The sequence below is a fragment of the Pseudomonas sp. GM79 genome (assembly GCF_000282495.1).
In the GTDB taxonomy this organism is placed as follows: Bacteria; Pseudomonadota; Gammaproteobacteria; order Pseudomonadales; family Pseudomonadaceae; genus Aquipseudomonas.
Genome location: NZ_AKJE01000029.1, coordinates 45,645 through 60,862 on the forward strand (window position 1 = coordinate 45,645; position 15,218 = coordinate 60,862).

The following is a 15,218-nucleotide window of genomic DNA, read 5'->3' on the forward strand; positions in this document are numbered from 1 at the left end:
TCCTTGATCAGTCAGCGTGCGGCTGACTGCTCTTCTCGGCTAGGGTCTTGTCGTCGCTAATGGCAATGTGTGCGCCGTGGTCCAGTTTGATCTGGCCCCCCGTGACCACTTTTTCGCCGTTCTGCACGCCTTTGGTGATCATGACCATCCCGTCGCGGCGCTCGCCGGTTTCGATGAAGCGCCGCTCGGCGATCAAAATCGGCTCGCCCTTGTCGTCTTTTTCGAGGCTGCCGTCTTCGGCCTTTTTCTGCGCGACGACGTACAGCGAGTTGCCATAAAGGGTGTAGGTGATCGCGCTTTCCGGCACGACGATGCGTGGCTGCGGATCGGGCAACATCACCTGCAGGCTGGCGAACATCCCCGGCAGCAGTTTGTCATCGGGGTTGGCCAGGGTTGCACGCACCAGCACGTTGCGGGTGCTGCTCTCGACCTTCGGGTTGATCGCACTGATAGTGCCGGGGAAACTCTCTGTCGGGTAGGCTGAGACAATGACTTGCACCGGTTGGCCGAGGGCGATTTTCGGCACCGATTGTTCGGGCACAAAGAAGTCGACGTAGAGGCTGCTGATGTCTTGCAGGGTGGCGATCATCGTGCCGCTGGCCACGTAGTCGCCGACGTCTACCTGACGAATGCCGATGGTGCCGCTGAACGGGGCGAGGATGCGTTTTCTCTCCAGTGCCGCCTTGAGCTGATTGACGGTGGCACGACTCTTTTGCAACACCGCCGAGAGTCGGTCGAACTCGCCTTTGGAAATGGCCTGGCTGCCTACCAATTGGCTGCCGCGACCGTAATCCAGTTGCGCCAGTCCCAGGTCGGCTTGAGCGGTTGCCAGCAGGGCCGTTTCAACGGCGGTGTCGAGTTGCAGGATCGGCTGACCGGCCTTGACCTTCTGTCCCGACTCGAACTGCACCTCCTTGACGGTGCCGGCGATCTCCAGGCTCAGGTCGACCCCTTGCAGCGCCGTGAGGGTGCCGACCGTTGGCAAACGGCTTTGCCACGGACGTTCGGTGGCGGTGGCCACGGCGACACTTATCGGTGGTTTCGGCACGGAGAAGCCCTGCATCATCGTGTAGATGGAGAAGGCTTTGTAACCGGCCAGGACCAGCACGATTAGCAGGACAACACCCAACATGATCAGCATGCGGCGACGCAGCATATTTCCATTTCCTTGGAGAAAATCAGGTGAGACAGGCGGGAACATTACTCCGAGTGTAAGGGGGATTCCAATGGATGTTTTTTGCGTGATCTTACGGAAAAGATCGCAGCCTGCGGCAGCTCCTACAGGTACGCATTCCCCTGTAGGAGCTGCCGCAGGCTGCGATCTTTTAAACCATCAGATGCAGATGGTTGTCCCAGAGCCCCGCAGGTAACTCCAGAGGTTTTGCGACAAGGGTTGTCTGGCGGCAATCGTAGTAGCGGCAACGGCCTTGGCCGGAGGTCACGACAAAACCATCGGCCACGGCCCCGACGCCGGCGCAGTCGGGAAGTGGCGCATCCAGGCGTACTTCACCGCTGTCCAGGTCCCACATAAAAAAGCGGTTACCCCGCGGCGCGGTCAGGGCGACCAGACGCAGTTCGCTGTGCACGGCGACGCTGGCGGTGTAATGCCCCATGGCCTGCAACTGATGCTCGGGCACCGGGAACGCCACGAACGGTTGGCCGGGACGCTTGATCGCCAGCAGCTCCGATGACTCGTGGGCATCGCCCATGAACTGCTGGCCGGCGACGATGGTGCCATCGCTGGCGACGCCCAAGTGCCGCACGCTGTTCATTTGCTGAGCCAGTGTTTCCTTGCTCAACAAAGTGCCATCGCGCTGCATTAAAACCAGGCTCGGCTCCATCGCGTTGAGGTTCATCTCGACCCGGCTTTCGGCCTCGGTGCGAATGCCACCGTTGGCCACAATCAGCGTCTCGCCATCGGGCATCCACGACACCTGATGCGGGCCGACACCGTGGGTGGAAAGCTCGCCGCTGTGCACCAGCCGCTCACCTTCGAACTTATACACACCGAGCAGGCCACGGCCCGGATCGGAGGTGTCGTTCTCGGTGGCGTACAGCCAGTCGCCGCTGTGGTGAATCACTGCGTGACCGTAGAAGTGCCGGTTCGGCTGCGAGACCACGGTTTGCAGCAGCGTGCCGTCGCGCAGGTCGATCAGGTAACTCTCGGTGCCCGGACGCCGAGCGACGAACAGTGCTATCGGTAGCGTCGGGTGGTTGATGATGTCGTGGCACCGCTGGCCGACCTGGGTGGCGAACACCCGGGTGCCATCCAGCCGATAACCGACGGCGTAATGCTTGCCGTCACCGTCGTCCCGCGCCGAGAGCAACAGCGGGCTTTTGTCCTTTTGCTTGAACAGCGTCCAGCCGCCCAGTGTCACCGCACCCAGCAGCAAACTCCCTAACGTCAGAGCCTGGCGTCGCAGCATGGCACTTGCCCTCATCAGTCACCGTCGTTGGCGTTGAAGCCCAGTTGGATGCCCAGCGCCTTGGCCAGTTCGCCTTCGTGCAGGCGATGGACAACGTTGAGGCTGTCGTAGATGGCGTTGAGCTGCTGGCGCCCGGCATCGTCAGTGAGCATGTCGGTCAGCGAGCGCTGGTTGCTGGCGAGCAGTTTCAGGGACGCTGCGTAGGCCTCGTCGATCTTGTCGGCCAAGGGTTTCTGCTCGCTCGGCAACAGACCGCGCAGGCCTTTGTTGTCGACACCGACCCAGACCGTTTGCGCCGCGCTCAGGCTCGCTTGCAGGCCTTGCAGCGACGATTGGCTGCGCCAGGCATCGGCCTGGAACGGCTGGGGCGTGCCCTTGCTCTGACGGCCCATCGGCGTGCCGAGTTTTTTCTTCAGGGTGTCCAACGCCGTCACTTGCACGCGCAGCAGATCGGCGATCGCCTCGTGGGAGTCGGCGTAGCGCTGGTTCGGGAATTTGCTCATCTGCGCGAGCATGCCGTCGTTGGTGTTCCAGCGTGACAGGATCTCTTCGGCCAGTTGCTTCTGACGTTCGCCAATGGCAGTCAACAGCGGGCAGTATTTGGCTTTCTGAGCGCTGTCGGCCATGTCGATCTTGCTGTCGAACAGAATGTATTCATAGGCCGAGAGCCCCTGAACCACTACGCTGGACTTGGTCAGGGCGGCGGCATCGATCTGCGGCTGCGCGGTCACCAATTGCTCGACCTGACGGCCGACGAGGTTCTTCTTGTCCGGCCAGAACTGCACTTGCCACGAACGGTTGCCCTCGGCCAACGGCCCGATCAGCAGCGGTTGCAACTCGGCCCAGGCTTTCTGCGCGTGCAGGAAGTCGGCGCGGGCGGTTTCGAGGTTTTCCTTGCCTTGGCAGAACGCCAGGGCGCTGACCGCCAATTGACGGTCGGCTTCGACCCAGCGGCTGTAGGTCGGCAGGATGACTTGCTTGGCGATGGCCGCCGACGTGACCGCTTGCGGATCCTGGGGCGAACAGGCGCCCAAGGCGAGGGCGGCAAGGCTGGTGAACAACAATTTGGGACGGAACATGTCGGGCTCCCGCTGAAGGAAAACGTATTAAAGGGAATTCAAAAACGCCAGCAACGCTGCACGCTGCTCGGCATTGAAAGACAAAACCTGTTGCTGCGCCGCCTGTGCCTCGCCGCCATGCCAGAGCACGGCTTCAAGCAGATTGCGGGCGCGGCCGTCATGCAAAAACTGGGTATGGCCGCTGACCGCTTGTGTCAGGCCTATGCCCCACAACGGCGGGGTGCGCCAGTCGCGGCCGCTGGCCTGGAATTCGGTGCGGTTGTCGGCCAGGCCGTCGCCCATGTCATGCAGCAGCAGGTCGCTGTAAGGGCGAATCACTTGATTGGCCAATTCAGGTTCCGCGGCGTTGGCGGCGGTGGTGTATTTCGGGGTGTGGCAGGACTGGCATCCCGCCTGGAAAAACAGATTCTTGCCGGCCAGCACCTGCGGCGCGCCGACATCGCGACGGGCCGGCACCGCGAGGTTACGGCTATAGAACAGCACCAGACGCAGAATGTTGTCGCTGACTTCCGGCTCGCCATCCGGGCCATTGCCGTTGGGCGCCTGCTTGCAAGCGGTTTGCGCATCGGTGCAGTCATCAACGGGTCTCAGGCTGGTCGTGAGGCCCATATCACCAGAGAACGCGTGAACGTTTTGTTGATTGAGGTTCGGTTGCCCGGCCTTCCAGCCAAATCGCCCGAGGACGGTTTTCTGCTGCGCGTCATCCCAGACCCGGTTAGGTCGCCCGGTGATGCCGTTCTTCTCCCGAGCCTGGGCCTCGGCGTTAGCCAGGATGGCCTCGTCGGGGATCGCCTCAAGCAAGCCCAGGCCAATCATCGGCGGTGCGATGCGCGCCGAGAAACGCGTGTCGGGGTGCATCGGGCCGTAGCCGAGCTGGGTCATCTGCAAGGTCGGTTTACGCAATTCGATTTCGCTGCCGTCCTTGAACCGCACCGGGACCGCTGTGTAATCGACGCGCACCTTGCCTTCCGGAACGACGCCGGGCACCGACATGTCCTGGAACTGCCCACCGTAGACAGGCTCTGGCACCACGCCCAATTGTTCGATGACTTTGGCATAAGCCGGCGTATCAGGAATCGACAGGCGCACCAGCATCGACACCGCATTCGGTGCATCGGGCGCGGGCGGGTGACCGCGCCCGTCCTTGATGTGGCAGTTCTGGCAGGCGTTGGTATTGAACAACGGGCCAAGGCCATCGCGCGCGGTGGTGGTCGATGGGGCAATCACCCAAGGGCTGCGAAAGAAACTGTTGCCGACGCTGAAATCGACGCGCCGTGACGGCGGCAGATTGGCGGACGGCAGGGAGAATGCGTTCTGATCGGTCTTGCGCACCGTTGCGCTGCCGCCGGAGCGGGCTTCACCGGGTTCGGCCTGGGTGAAACGCGGGGCGTCATCGCAGGCACTCAGGCCCAGGGCCAGCAACAGAGCGGACAAGCGAAGAGGCAGCGAGGGCATCGGACATCCTGCAAGACGAGCAAAACAAGGGCGCAAAGTCTAACAGGGCAGGGGAGTTTGAATAAGAGGAATTATCGTTTGGTTGATTTGGCGCAATCGTTCTCTTGGAACCGGGTGGCATCGCGCAAGAGTCACATTCGCCCAGGTCAGCACAAGACCCTGTGGGAGCGGGCTTGCTCGCGAAGGCGGTGTGTCAGGCAACATTGATGTCGACTGACACTCCCTCTTCGCGAGCAAGCCCGCTCCCACATTTTGATCTGCGTTCGGGCTAACAAAAAAGGCGACCCGAAGGTCGCCTTTGTATTCACTCAGCCAGCGTTGATCAGAACTCGTGATCAGCGTTGTCCGGGTTCAGGTCGCTGATGCCCAGTTTGCCAGCGGCGGCTTCGATCGAACCGGTCTGCTTGACCAGCGAGGCGATGGCGTCGCGCACGATCTGGTTGCCAGCGGTGTTACCGGCAGCGATCAGTTGGTCGTAGTGCTCACCCTTGTTGGCGTGATCGACCATGACCTGAAGCTTGGCTTCGGTGGCGGCCAGGTCGGCTTTCAGGGCGGTGTCGGCTGCCGGGTCGGCTTTGGCGACCAGCGACGACAGGCTGGCGCCGGTCATTTTGCTGCCATCGACGCGGGTGTATTCGCCCAGGTACACGTTACGCACGCCTTTGGCGTCGTAGAAGTGCGAGTTGTGGGTGTTGTCGCTGAAGCAATCCTGTTCGTCTTCCGGGGAGTTGGCTTCCAGGGAAACCTTCATGCGCTCGCCCGCCAGTTCGCCCAAGGACAGACTGCCCATGCCGAACAGCATTTTGCGCAGACCGGTTTCAGCCGGTTCCGCTTCCAGGGTGGCGCGGTAGTTGTCGGCCACGTTCGGCTTCCAGTTACCAACCATTTCTTGCAGGTCGTTGACCAGCAGTTGGGTCACGGATTTCAGGTAAGCGCGGCGACGATCGTTGTGACCGCCGGTAGCGCCTTTGCCTTCCAGATAGTCGGAAGCCGGACGGTTGCCGGCGCCAGGGCCGGTGCCGTTCAGGTCCTGGCCCCAGAGCAGGAATTCGATGGCGTGGTAGCCGGTGGCGACGTTGGCCTCGGAACCGCCCAGCTCGTTCAGGCTGGCGAGTTTTTCCGGGGTGATGTCTTTCACGTCGACCTTGTCTTCGCCGACCTGAACTTTAGTGTTGGCGATGATATTGGCGGTGGCGCCCGGGTTACCCAGTGCGTGTTCGTAGGATTTGTCGACGTAGTCGATCAGGCCTTCGTCCAGTGGCCAGGCGTTCACCTGACCTTCCCAGTCGTCGATGATGGTGTTGCCGAAGCGGAACACTTCGCTCTGCAGGTAAGGCACGCGGGCCGCGACCCAGGCAGCCTTGGCGGCTTTCAGCGTATCGGCGTTTGGCTTGGCCAGGAACGCGTCGACGGCGGTTTGCAGGGTTTTCGCGGTGGATTCGGCATCGCTGTAAACGGCGAAGACGATGTCGGCGTAGTGCGCAACCACAGCCTTGGCGGCGGCTTCATCGACTTTACCGATAGCAGCAGGCGCAGCCGGGGCAGTGGTGCTGGCGGCCGGGGTCGGCGCTTGTGGAGCGGCAGCCTTGTCTTTGCCTTCGCCGCAACCGGCGAGGGAAATAGCGATGGCCAGCAGACTGGCGGTGGCCAGAGGCATACGAATCATGGCGAACATCCTGCTTCGGTGATTGATGGACGCGCGTGGAGGGCGCGCAAAACTGCGACATAATGCAAATCTTTCGCATTATGTGTAAAGGGTTGTTCCTGTAAATATTTCTTATTCACGCAAAGATGTGGGGCGCATTAAAAGATCGCAGCCTCGTTTCACTCGACAGCTCCTACAGGGGAACGCGGTCCACGTAGGAGCTGTGTAGGAGCTGTCGAGTGAAACGAGGCTGCGATCTTTTGATGTTCTACAAAATAGCCGCGTTACTGCGTTGGGCTTGCTTGAGGTAGGCACTCAATTCCCGTGCCGGCAGCGGTTTGCTGTAGTGATAGCCCTGACCTTCGTGGCAGCCTTCGGAGATGATGTAGGCCTCTTGCTCGGCGGTTTCCACGCCTTCGGCGATCACCTGCATGCCCAGGCTCTTGCCCAACTGGATGATGGCGCGAACGATGGTCGCATCGTCGTCGTCATCGAGCAGGTCCTGAACGAAGCTCTTGTCGATCTTGATCTTGTCCAGCGGCAGGCTTTTCAGATAACTCAGGGATGAATAACCGGTGCCGAAGTCGTCGATGGCGATCAGCGCGCCGGAGCGACGCAGGCTCAACAAGTGCTGGGCGGCGGTGCTGATGTCTTCCATCAGGCCGGTTTCGGTGACTTCCAGTTCCAGGCTGCGCGGTGGCAGGCGGTACATCTGCAGCAGGTTATTGACCACCCGCGGCAACTCGGCGTGGTGCAGTTGCACAGTGGACAGGTTCACCGCCATGCGCAGGTCGAAACCCTGATCGTGCCATTCGCGCAATTGTTTGCAGGCCTGATCCAGCACCCATTCGCCGATGGCGATAATGGTGCCGTTCTGCTCGGCCAGCGGAATGAACAGGTCCGGCGGCACTAGCCCGTGTTCGGGATGTTGCCAGCGAATCAACGCCTCGACGCCCACCACGCGATGATCGCGGTAGCTGATCTGCGGTTGATAAACGAGGTAGAACTGGTCGCGGATCAAGGCATCGCGCAAGTCTTTTTCCAGCTCGCGGCGCCGACGCATTTCGGTGTCGACGCTGGCGATATAGAACTGATAGCGGTTGCGCGAGCGCGTCTTGGCCAGGGTCATGGTCTGCTCGGCTTTTTGCAGCAACTTCTCGGTGCTGTCACCGTCCTCGGGGAACAGGGTGATGCCGATGGTGGCGCGCAGGCGAATTTGCTGATGATCGAGGGCGAACGCCGCTTCCAGATCGTCAAGAATGCTTTGCGCCAGTTCGGCGGCTTCGTAGGGTTGTTCGATGTCGGCCTGGACCAGTGCGAACTGGTCGCCCCCCAAACGGGCGAGGGCGCCGAGGCGGCCGCTGTGGGCCCGCAGTCGATCGGCCAGGGCCAGCAGCAATTGGTCGCCGGCCTGATAGCTGAACTGTTCGTTGATGCCTTTGAAATCATCGAGCCCGACACACAGCACCGCAACCCGACGCTGCAATTTACCGGCGTCGACGAGGATTTTGTCCAGTTGTTGCTGCAATTGCTGGCGGTTCGGCAAACCGGTGAGGAAATCGTACTGGGCCATGCGCAGCAGGCTGTTTTCCGCTTCGTGGCGCAGGTGGGTGTTGCGCTCGATGGATTCGAGCAACTGGTTGGCGGTGTTGATCCACACGCCCAACTCATTCTTTTCATGACCCTTGAGCTGGGGAATCTTGTGGGCGCTGGGCCGGTCCGGGTTGATTTCGGTCAGGTGTTCGATAATCCGCGACAGCGGTTTGGTCAGCAGCCAGTGATAGACCAGATACAGCACCAGGGCCATGGCCATGGCGCGCAATACGCCAGAGATGAAGATGATCACCGAGCTGACAATGAAGCCCTTGCCGTAGGTGGCAGTGTCGAGGGTAATGCTCAGGTCGCCGTAGTATTCGCTGTAGGGCCCGCGGCCCACCAGTTGGGTGGTGAAGGTGCGTTCCTGGCCGAGGATCAGATCGGTCAGCCAGCGGCTGTTGGAGTGCTGCAATTCACGGGTTTTTTGCGCCAGCATAGCTTCGTGAGGGTGGCCGATGGAGGCCATGCGCACGGCGTCGTCCTGAAACAGGCCCTCGATCACCTGCATGCCCATTTCCCGGTCCAGGCTGTAGACGGCCTGGGTCGAAGGGTCACGGAACATATCGAGTATGCGCTGGGCATCGCTGGCTACGGCCTGACGTGTTTTATAGGCATCGAAAACGATCTGCGCGCAGCTCAAGACCACGCCGACGATCAATGCCGACAGGAGCACGACCCGAAGCAACTTCACCGACAAGCTGTTCTTGAGTTCCAGCTTCAAAGGGTTATTCCTTGTTCCGTGCGGCTAGCGTCAAGTTGCCATGAGTATTGGCAATCCCGTGAGGTCAGTCAAAGGGACAATCCAACCCAGGGGATTTTGCCGGTAGCTTGGCCGATAGGCTGTTGTTTGGAGTATTTGCCCTATTAGCACTGTGTCGGTTGTTGAGGCCCTCAACTTGAGGGGAACGGGACAATTTTTCCTTGTGGTTGATGTTAGACGGCTGTGGTGTGGGGGCAAGAGGGCGAATGCCACTCGCATTTGTGGGAAAGCGCCCTGATTTTTAATGGAAGCCCCGCCAATCCCATTATGAAATGGTATGGACCGCGTTATCGTTCTTCGCGGGCAAGCCTCGCTCCTACAGGGGAAGCGGTCATATACAAAAAACTGTGTACGACACAAACCCTGTGGGAGCGAGCCTGCTCGCGATAGCGTCCTGACAGCCGACTAATTTCTTTCTGCTGCACTCGACCGATCGTTCCTACGCTCTGCGTGGGAATGCCGCCAGGGACGCTCGCGTTCCGCTTTTGAATGTTTGATGGATGTGTCAAAACCTAGAACTTTCCCATGCATTTTTCAGGTTGTTCGTCGGAAGCGAGCCCTCTAGCCTTGGGCTGTCGCTGAAAACTCAGCGATCGGGTGTGAGAGCCCGGCAACTTATGGTCATCCAGTGTCTGTACACGCATAATCGCCGCCAGCTTATTGCTGCCGGAAAATGCGTTATGGCGGCTGTGTGCGGGCGGACTTCGGTCCGGCCGGGTGTCCATAACCGGTCTTCTCACCTCGCACATAGCTGCCACCTCTTCGCCGTGTGAGAAGCGGCAAGTGGAGGCTCCAACGCTGGAGAATTTCCAATGGACAAATTGATTCCCGACCCACCTTTCAACACCACCACTCCCAACGCCGAAGCCTTGCGCACCGAAGAATTGCTCAAAGACCGCGAAGCCATCAAACGCGCCCTCGACTGCTACCTCGATCCTCCGGCGCAATACACCGAAAAACCCCGTCGCCCCAGCACCCTGTTCTTGGTCGCCCCGGATGCCGGCACCGAAAGCCTGCTGGCCCACGCCTGTGAATCGTTAGCCTCAGCGAGTGTCCTGGCCAGCGATTTTGCCAACAATCTGATCGGCCCGCAGCGCCATACGGCGATGGCGATTCAGCAGGTCATCATGCTGGCGGAGCTGGCGGTGAACCGGGCGCTGGATAACGTCGATCCGGCATAGACCGCGTTATCGTTCTTCGCGAGCAAGCCCGCTCCCACAGTTGATTTGTGTTGTACACGGAATTTGTGGGCAACGATGAACCCCTGTGGGAGCGGGCTTGCTCGCGAAGGCGGCTTGGCAGGCGTCGTATTCTTGTCAGGCAAACCAGGTTCCCGAGCTTTCCCACAGCCCACAAAAAAACCCGGCAAAAGCCGGGTTTCTTGACTGGCGCGAAGCTTAAGCGGTGAAGGTTTTGCCTTCGAACTGCTCAGCCACGAATTTCCAGTTGACCAGGTTCCAGAACGCTTCGACGTACTTCGGACGAAGGTTGCGGTAGTCGATGTAGTAAGCGTGTTCCCAGACGTCGCAGGTCAGCAGCGGGGTGTCGCCGCTGGTCAGCGGGTTGCCGGCGCCGATGGTGCTGGCCAGGGCCAGGGAACCGTCAGCCTTTTTCACCAGCCAGCCCCAACCGGAACCGAAGGTGCCGATCGACGTTTTGCTGAACTCTTCCTTGAACTTGTCGAACGAACCGAACGCTGCGTTGATGGCATCAGCCAGCGCGCCGGTTGGTTGACCGCCGGCGTTTGGCGCCAGGCAGTTCCAGTAGAACGTGTGGTTCCAGACCTGAGCGGCGTTGTTGAAGATACCGCCCGAGGAAGTCTTGACGATTTCTTCCAGGGTCTTGCCTTCGAACTCGGTGCCTGGCACCAGGTTGTTCAGGTTCACGACGTAGGTGTTGTGGTGCTTGTCGTGGTGATACTGCAGAGTTTCCTCTGAAATGTGCGGCTGCAAGGCATCGTGTGCGTAAGGCAGCGGCGGCAATTCGAAAGCCATGATGATTCTCCTAATCAGGTCAGTTGCGGTGAGCGCAAGGCCGATCACGGGCGGCCAGACATGCGCCGGGGAGTTTGTACTCTTTGCGGCGCAGGGATCGGATCATAGCACCGGGGGTGCGGCATAACCACGCAACAACTGTGTGGAATAGAGGTTCCAGAGCCTTTTGGAATAAATCACCCGGCGCTGATTAACTGGAACGCTACGGTGAACATCATGACGGCAACCAACAGGTCGAGAATTCGCCAGGTGCTTGGCCGTGCCAGCCACGGCGCCAGCCATGCCGCGCCAAGGGCCAAAGTAAAAAACCACAGCAATGACGCACTGGCCGCGCCCACCACATAAGCACCGGGCTCGGTTTGTTGAGCGCCGAGGGAGCCGATCAGCAACACGGTGTCCAGATAAACGTGCGGGTTGAGCAACGTCACCGCCAACGCACTGAGCAGCACTGCCCGCAGCGAGCGCACGGTCTGGTTTTCACCCTGTTGCAGGCTTTGTTTCGAGCAGGCCCGACGCAACGCCAGGCTGCCATACCACAGCAGAAACGCCGCGCCTCCCCAGCGGGCGATGGCCAGCAGGGTCGGGTTTTGCGCCAGCACCGTCGCCAGGCCGAACACCCCGGCAGCCACCAGCAACGCATCACAGGTGACGCAGAGCGCCGCCACCGGCAGGTGATGTTCACGCCGAAGGCTCTGCGCCAGCACAAACGCATTCTGGGTGCCGATCGCCATGATCAGCCCAGCGGCCACCAACAGGCCGTTCACATAGCTTTGCCACATACGTTTTTACTCCGCGTTGGTCGCCAGGTCCCGCAGTACCTGCAGGGCGCGTTCGGCATCGGCTTGGCCGACGAACAAATGATCGTGGTAATACCCGGCGATCACGTTGCAACTGATGCCGGCCTGGCCCAGCGCCGTGGCGAACGCGGCGGTCAGGCCGACGGCTTCGAGGGCCGAGTGCACGTTCAAGGTGATCCAGGCGGCGACGTAGTCGAAGCTGAAACCGGCCTTCTCGGCGTGGGAACGTTCCAGAATCACCGTCAGGCCTTCCCGTTCACGAAAACTGCCGATGATCTCAAGGCCGGCGGGCAACTTGCCGTCGGGCAACGTGCAGAACACATATTCGCCGTCGTTGAGTTGCGGGCTCATGCTGCGCAGCAGGGTTGCCAATGACGTTTCGCCAGCCATGTCGGTGATCCTTGTTCAGAGTTCTTGCTGGCCATTCTCCGGTTGAAGGCTGTATAAGAAAAACCAATAGTACTGATCGCCCATTAGGAAAACTGATGTTCGACTACAAATTACTTTCCGCGCTCGCAGCCGTCATCGAGCAGGCCGGATTCGAACGCGCCGCGCAGGTGTTGGGCTTGTCCCAATCGGCGATCTCCCAGCGGATCAAACTGCTGGAGGCACGAGTCGGCCAACCGGTGCTGGTGCGGGTCACGCCTCCGGCCCCGACGGAGATTGGCCGGCGATTGCTCAACCATGTGCAGCAAGTGCGATTGCTTGAGCGCGATCTCCAGACGTTGGTCCCGGCGCTGGACGAAGAAGGCCTGCCGGAACGCCTGCGTATCGCCCTGAATGCCGACAGCCTTGCCACCTGGTGGGCCGAGGCGGTGGGGGACTTTTGCGCGGAACAACATCTATTGCTCGACTTGGTGGTGGAAGACCAGACCGTCGGTCTCAAACGCATGCGCGCAGGCGAAGTGGCGGCGTGTGTCTGCGCCAGTGAACGGCCGGTGGCCGGCGCGCGTAGCGTGCTGTTGGGGGCGATGCGTTACCGCGCGATGGCGAGCCCGGCGTTCATTGCCCGGCATTTTCCCGAAGGTGTGCGCGCCGATCAGTTGGCCAAAACCCCGGCCCTGGTGTTTGGCCCGGATGATTTCCTACAGCATCGCTACCTCGCCTCCCTCGGTGTGGATGGCGGTTTCGAACACCATTTATGCCCATCGTCCGAAGGGTTTCTTCGCCTTACGGAAGCGGGGCTTGGCTGGGGCCTGGTGCCTGAATTGCAGGTGCGCGAGCAACTGGAACGCGGCCAATTGCAGGAGCTTTTGCCAGATAAGCCGATCGATGTGCCGCTGTACTGGCATCATTGGCGCAATGGCGGTCAGTTGCTGGGGTTACTCACCGACCAATTGGTGCACTCGTCGAAGCAATGGCTGGTGCCCTTAGAGCAGCGGTAAGCGTCAAGCTGCGAGCGGCAAGTGAAGAGCTTGCCCACCGGTTTTAACTTGCAGCTCGTAGCTTGAAGCTTGTAGCTGCATCTGTAGGAGCAATTCATGAAGATTCTGGTCACCGGCGCAAGCGGCTTCATTGGCGGGCGCTTTGCGCGTTTCGCCCTGGAGCAGGGCCTGGACGTGCGGGTCAACGGTCGCCGGGCCGAGAGCGTCGAGCATCTGGTGCGCCGTGGCGCCGAGTTCATTCAGGGCGATTTGAGCGACCCGCAACTGGCGCGCGACCTGTGTTCAGACGTTGAAGCCGTGGTCCATTGCGCCGGCGCGGTGGGTTTGTGGGGGCGCTATCAGGACTTTCATCAAGGCAACGTCGAAGTCACCGAGAACGTGGTCGAGGCCTGTCTGAAACAGCGGGTTCGGCGCTTGGTGCACTTGTCGTCACCGTCGATCTATTTCGATGGTCGTGATCATCTGGGGTTGACCGAAGAGCAGGTGCCCAAGCGCTTCAAGCATCCCTACGCCGCGACCAAATACCTGGCCGAGCAAAAAGTCTTCGGTGCGCAGGAGTTCGGCCTCGAAACCCTGGCCCTGCGCCCGCGTTTCGTCACGGGCGCCGGCGATATGAGCATTTTCCCGAGATTGCTGAAAATGCAGCGCAAAGGGCGGTTGGCGATTATCGGAAATGGCCTGAACAAGGTCGATTTCACCAGCGTGCAAAACCTCAATGAAGCGTTGCTCAGCAGCTTGCTGGCCAGCGGCTCGGCCTTGGGCAAGGCCTACAACATCAGCAACGGAGCGCCGGTTCCGTTGTGGGATGTGGTCAATTACGTGATGCGCCAAATGGATGTCCCACAGGTGACCCGCTACCGTTCCTACGGTTTGGCCTACAGCCTTGCCGCGCTCAACGAGGGGGTGTGCAAGCTGTGGCCCGGTCGTCCCGAGCCGACCCTGTCGCGGCTGGGCATGCAGGTCATGAACAAAAACTTCACCCTGGACATCAGCCGCGCACGCCATTATCTGGACTACGATCCGAAAGTCAGCCTCTGGACCGCCCTTGATGAATTCTGCGGCTGGTGGAAGGCTCAGGACATTCGCTGACACACAAGGGTGGCCCTGACTGAACCGAGTTCAGGGTTCAGGGTCAACCGGTGCGGCAGCGGGGGTTATACTTCGCCGCATCAAGCCATCACCGCGTTCCACAAAGGTTGACCCTAATGCCCATGCGTAACGATGCCAACGACGACTTCGACGATGTCCCGAGCCTGCGCGCCAGCAGCCTCGATGACGATGATTTTCCGACCACCGCTCGCACTTCCGTGCATTCGCGCACACCAGTGGTCAAGGTCAAAGGCCCGAGCACCGGCCCTCTGTGGGCATTGGTCGGCGCGTTGTTCTTTGCCTTCGCCGGCCTTGCCTGGTGGAGTTTTCAGCAGATTTCGCTGATGGAACAGCAACTGGTGGCGACCCAGGAAAGTTTCGCGCGCATCAGTGAGGAAGCGGCGGGGCGCTTGCAGGACATTTCCGGCAAGGTCGTGGCCAGCCAGTCCAACGTCAACACCGGCAGTGAAGCGTTGAAGCTGCAAATCAAACAGCTTGAAGGCAAACTCCAGGACCAGAGCAAGCAGCTGGAAAGCAAGCTTCAGGACCAGAGCAAACAGCAGCAAGGCGTACTCGGCCAGACCTCCGATCTGGACAAGCGCCTGGCGCAAATGACCGCGCAAGCCACCGAACAACAAACCGCCAATGCTCAGTTGCAGGCCCAGGTCAAAGCCTTGAGCGGCGAACTGGCCGCGTTGAAGAACGCGTCGGACGATACCAGCAAATTCGACGCCCAACTCAAAAGCCTGGGTGCCGACATTACCGCGCTGAAGAGGCAAGGCAACCCAAGCGCCGCCATCGAGCGCCTGGAGCAAGACATGATCGTGCTCAAAAGCCAACAGGACAACCGCCCGGCCGCCGCACAAGGTGGCACCAACACCGCCGAGTTCGACGCCTTCCGCGGCCAGGTCACCCGCAACATCAACACCCTGCAGGCGCAGATTCAGAATCTGCAGCAGCAACTGCGCACCCGGCCTTGATACCCCGAAGGC

At 60.4% G+C, this 15,218-nt stretch carries 13 protein-coding genes; 4 read left to right on the forward strand and 9 right to left on the reverse strand.

Features of this window, described 5'->3' with window-relative positions; translation table 11 throughout:
* Positions 1 to 7: 7 nt before the first annotated feature.
* From PMI36_RS21610 to PMI36_RS21585, 6 genes are all read right to left on the reverse strand, one after another.
* Positions 8 to 1,156: an efflux RND transporter periplasmic adaptor subunit gene (locus tag PMI36_RS21610; RefSeq protein ID WP_008069537.1), complete on the reverse strand. Its 1,149-nt coding sequence runs from the start codon at positions 1,154 to 1,156 to the stop codon at positions 8 to 10.
* 169 nt (positions 1,157 to 1,325) lie between these two features.
* Positions 1,326 to 2,426 (reverse strand): DUF1513 domain-containing protein, encoded by a 1,101-nt coding sequence (locus tag PMI36_RS21605; protein ID WP_008069538.1) that lies wholly within the window; start codon positions 2,424 to 2,426, stop codon positions 1,326 to 1,328.
* Between the two features lie 14 nt (positions 2,427 to 2,440).
* The gene (locus PMI36_RS21600) at positions 2,441 to 3,505 is read right to left on the reverse strand and encodes an imelysin family protein (RefSeq protein ID WP_008069539.1); all 1,065 of its coding nucleotides are present in this window, start codon (positions 3,503 to 3,505) and stop codon (positions 2,441 to 2,443) included.
* A gap of 27 nt (positions 3,506 to 3,532) precedes the next feature.
* Entirely contained in the window at positions 3,533 to 4,960 is a 1,428-nt protein-coding gene (locus PMI36_RS21595; RefSeq protein WP_008069540.1) for a di-heme oxidoreductase family protein, read from the reverse strand.
* Between the two features lie 322 nt (positions 4,961 to 5,282).
* On the reverse strand, positions 5,283 to 6,626 hold the full coding sequence (locus PMI36_RS21590) for an imelysin family protein (protein ID WP_008069541.1): 1,344 nt from the start codon (positions 6,624 to 6,626) through the stop codon (positions 5,283 to 5,285).
* A 247-nt stretch (positions 6,627 to 6,873) separates the two neighbouring features.
* Positions 6,874 to 8,922: a putative bifunctional diguanylate cyclase/phosphodiesterase gene (locus PMI36_RS21585; RefSeq protein WP_008069547.1), complete on the reverse strand. Its 2,049-nt coding sequence runs from the start codon at positions 8,920 to 8,922 to the stop codon at positions 6,874 to 6,876.
* Positions 8,923 to 9,773: 851 nt separating this feature from the next.
* Between PMI36_RS21585 and PMI36_RS21580 the strand changes: the two genes are divergently transcribed.
* Positions 9,774 to 10,142 carry a DUF6124 family protein gene (locus PMI36_RS21580; protein ID WP_008069551.1) on the forward strand — a complete coding sequence of 123 codons (369 nt, stop codon included), beginning with the start codon at positions 9,774 to 9,776 and terminating at the stop codon, positions 10,140 to 10,142.
* A 216-nt stretch (positions 10,143 to 10,358) separates the two neighbouring features.
* On the opposite strand, the gene PMI36_RS21575 is transcribed toward PMI36_RS21580, so the two are convergent.
* The 3 genes from PMI36_RS21575 to PMI36_RS21565 form a co-directional block, all read right to left on the reverse strand.
* Complete coding sequence (locus tag PMI36_RS21575; RefSeq protein WP_007898423.1) at positions 10,359 to 10,955, reverse strand: superoxide dismutase; 597 nt, start codon at positions 10,953 to 10,955, stop codon at positions 10,359 to 10,361.
* Positions 10,956 to 11,131: 176 nt separating this feature from the next.
* Entirely contained in the window at positions 11,132 to 11,734 is a 603-nt protein-coding gene (locus tag PMI36_RS21570; protein WP_008069553.1) for a LysE/ArgO family amino acid transporter, read from the reverse strand.
* A gap of 6 nt (positions 11,735 to 11,740) precedes the next feature.
* Positions 11,741 to 12,142, reverse strand: coding sequence for an ACT domain-containing protein (locus tag PMI36_RS21565; protein ID WP_008069555.1), 402 nt, complete (start codon positions 12,140 to 12,142; stop codon positions 11,741 to 11,743).
* A gap of 95 nt (positions 12,143 to 12,237) precedes the next feature.
* On the opposite strand from PMI36_RS21565, the gene PMI36_RS21560 reads away from it, so the two are divergent.
* The 3 genes from PMI36_RS21560 (at position 12,238) to PMI36_RS21550 (ending at position 15,206) form a co-directional block, all read left to right on the forward strand.
* Complete coding sequence (locus PMI36_RS21560; protein ID WP_008069557.1) at positions 12,238 to 13,137, forward strand: LysR family transcriptional regulator ArgP; 900 nt, start codon at positions 12,238 to 12,240, stop codon at positions 13,135 to 13,137.
* A 96-nt stretch (positions 13,138 to 13,233) separates the two neighbouring features.
* Positions 13,234 to 14,226 carry an NAD-dependent epimerase/dehydratase family protein gene (locus PMI36_RS21555; protein WP_007898415.1) on the forward strand — a complete coding sequence of 331 codons (993 nt, stop codon included), beginning with the start codon at positions 13,234 to 13,236 and terminating at the stop codon, positions 14,224 to 14,226.
* 116 nt (positions 14,227 to 14,342) lie between these two features.
* Positions 14,343 to 15,206, forward strand: a complete 864-nt coding sequence (locus PMI36_RS21550) for a hypothetical protein (RefSeq protein ID WP_008069561.1) — start codon at positions 14,343 to 14,345, stop codon at positions 15,204 to 15,206.
* The last annotated feature ends 12 nt before the right edge of the window (positions 15,207 to 15,218 follow it).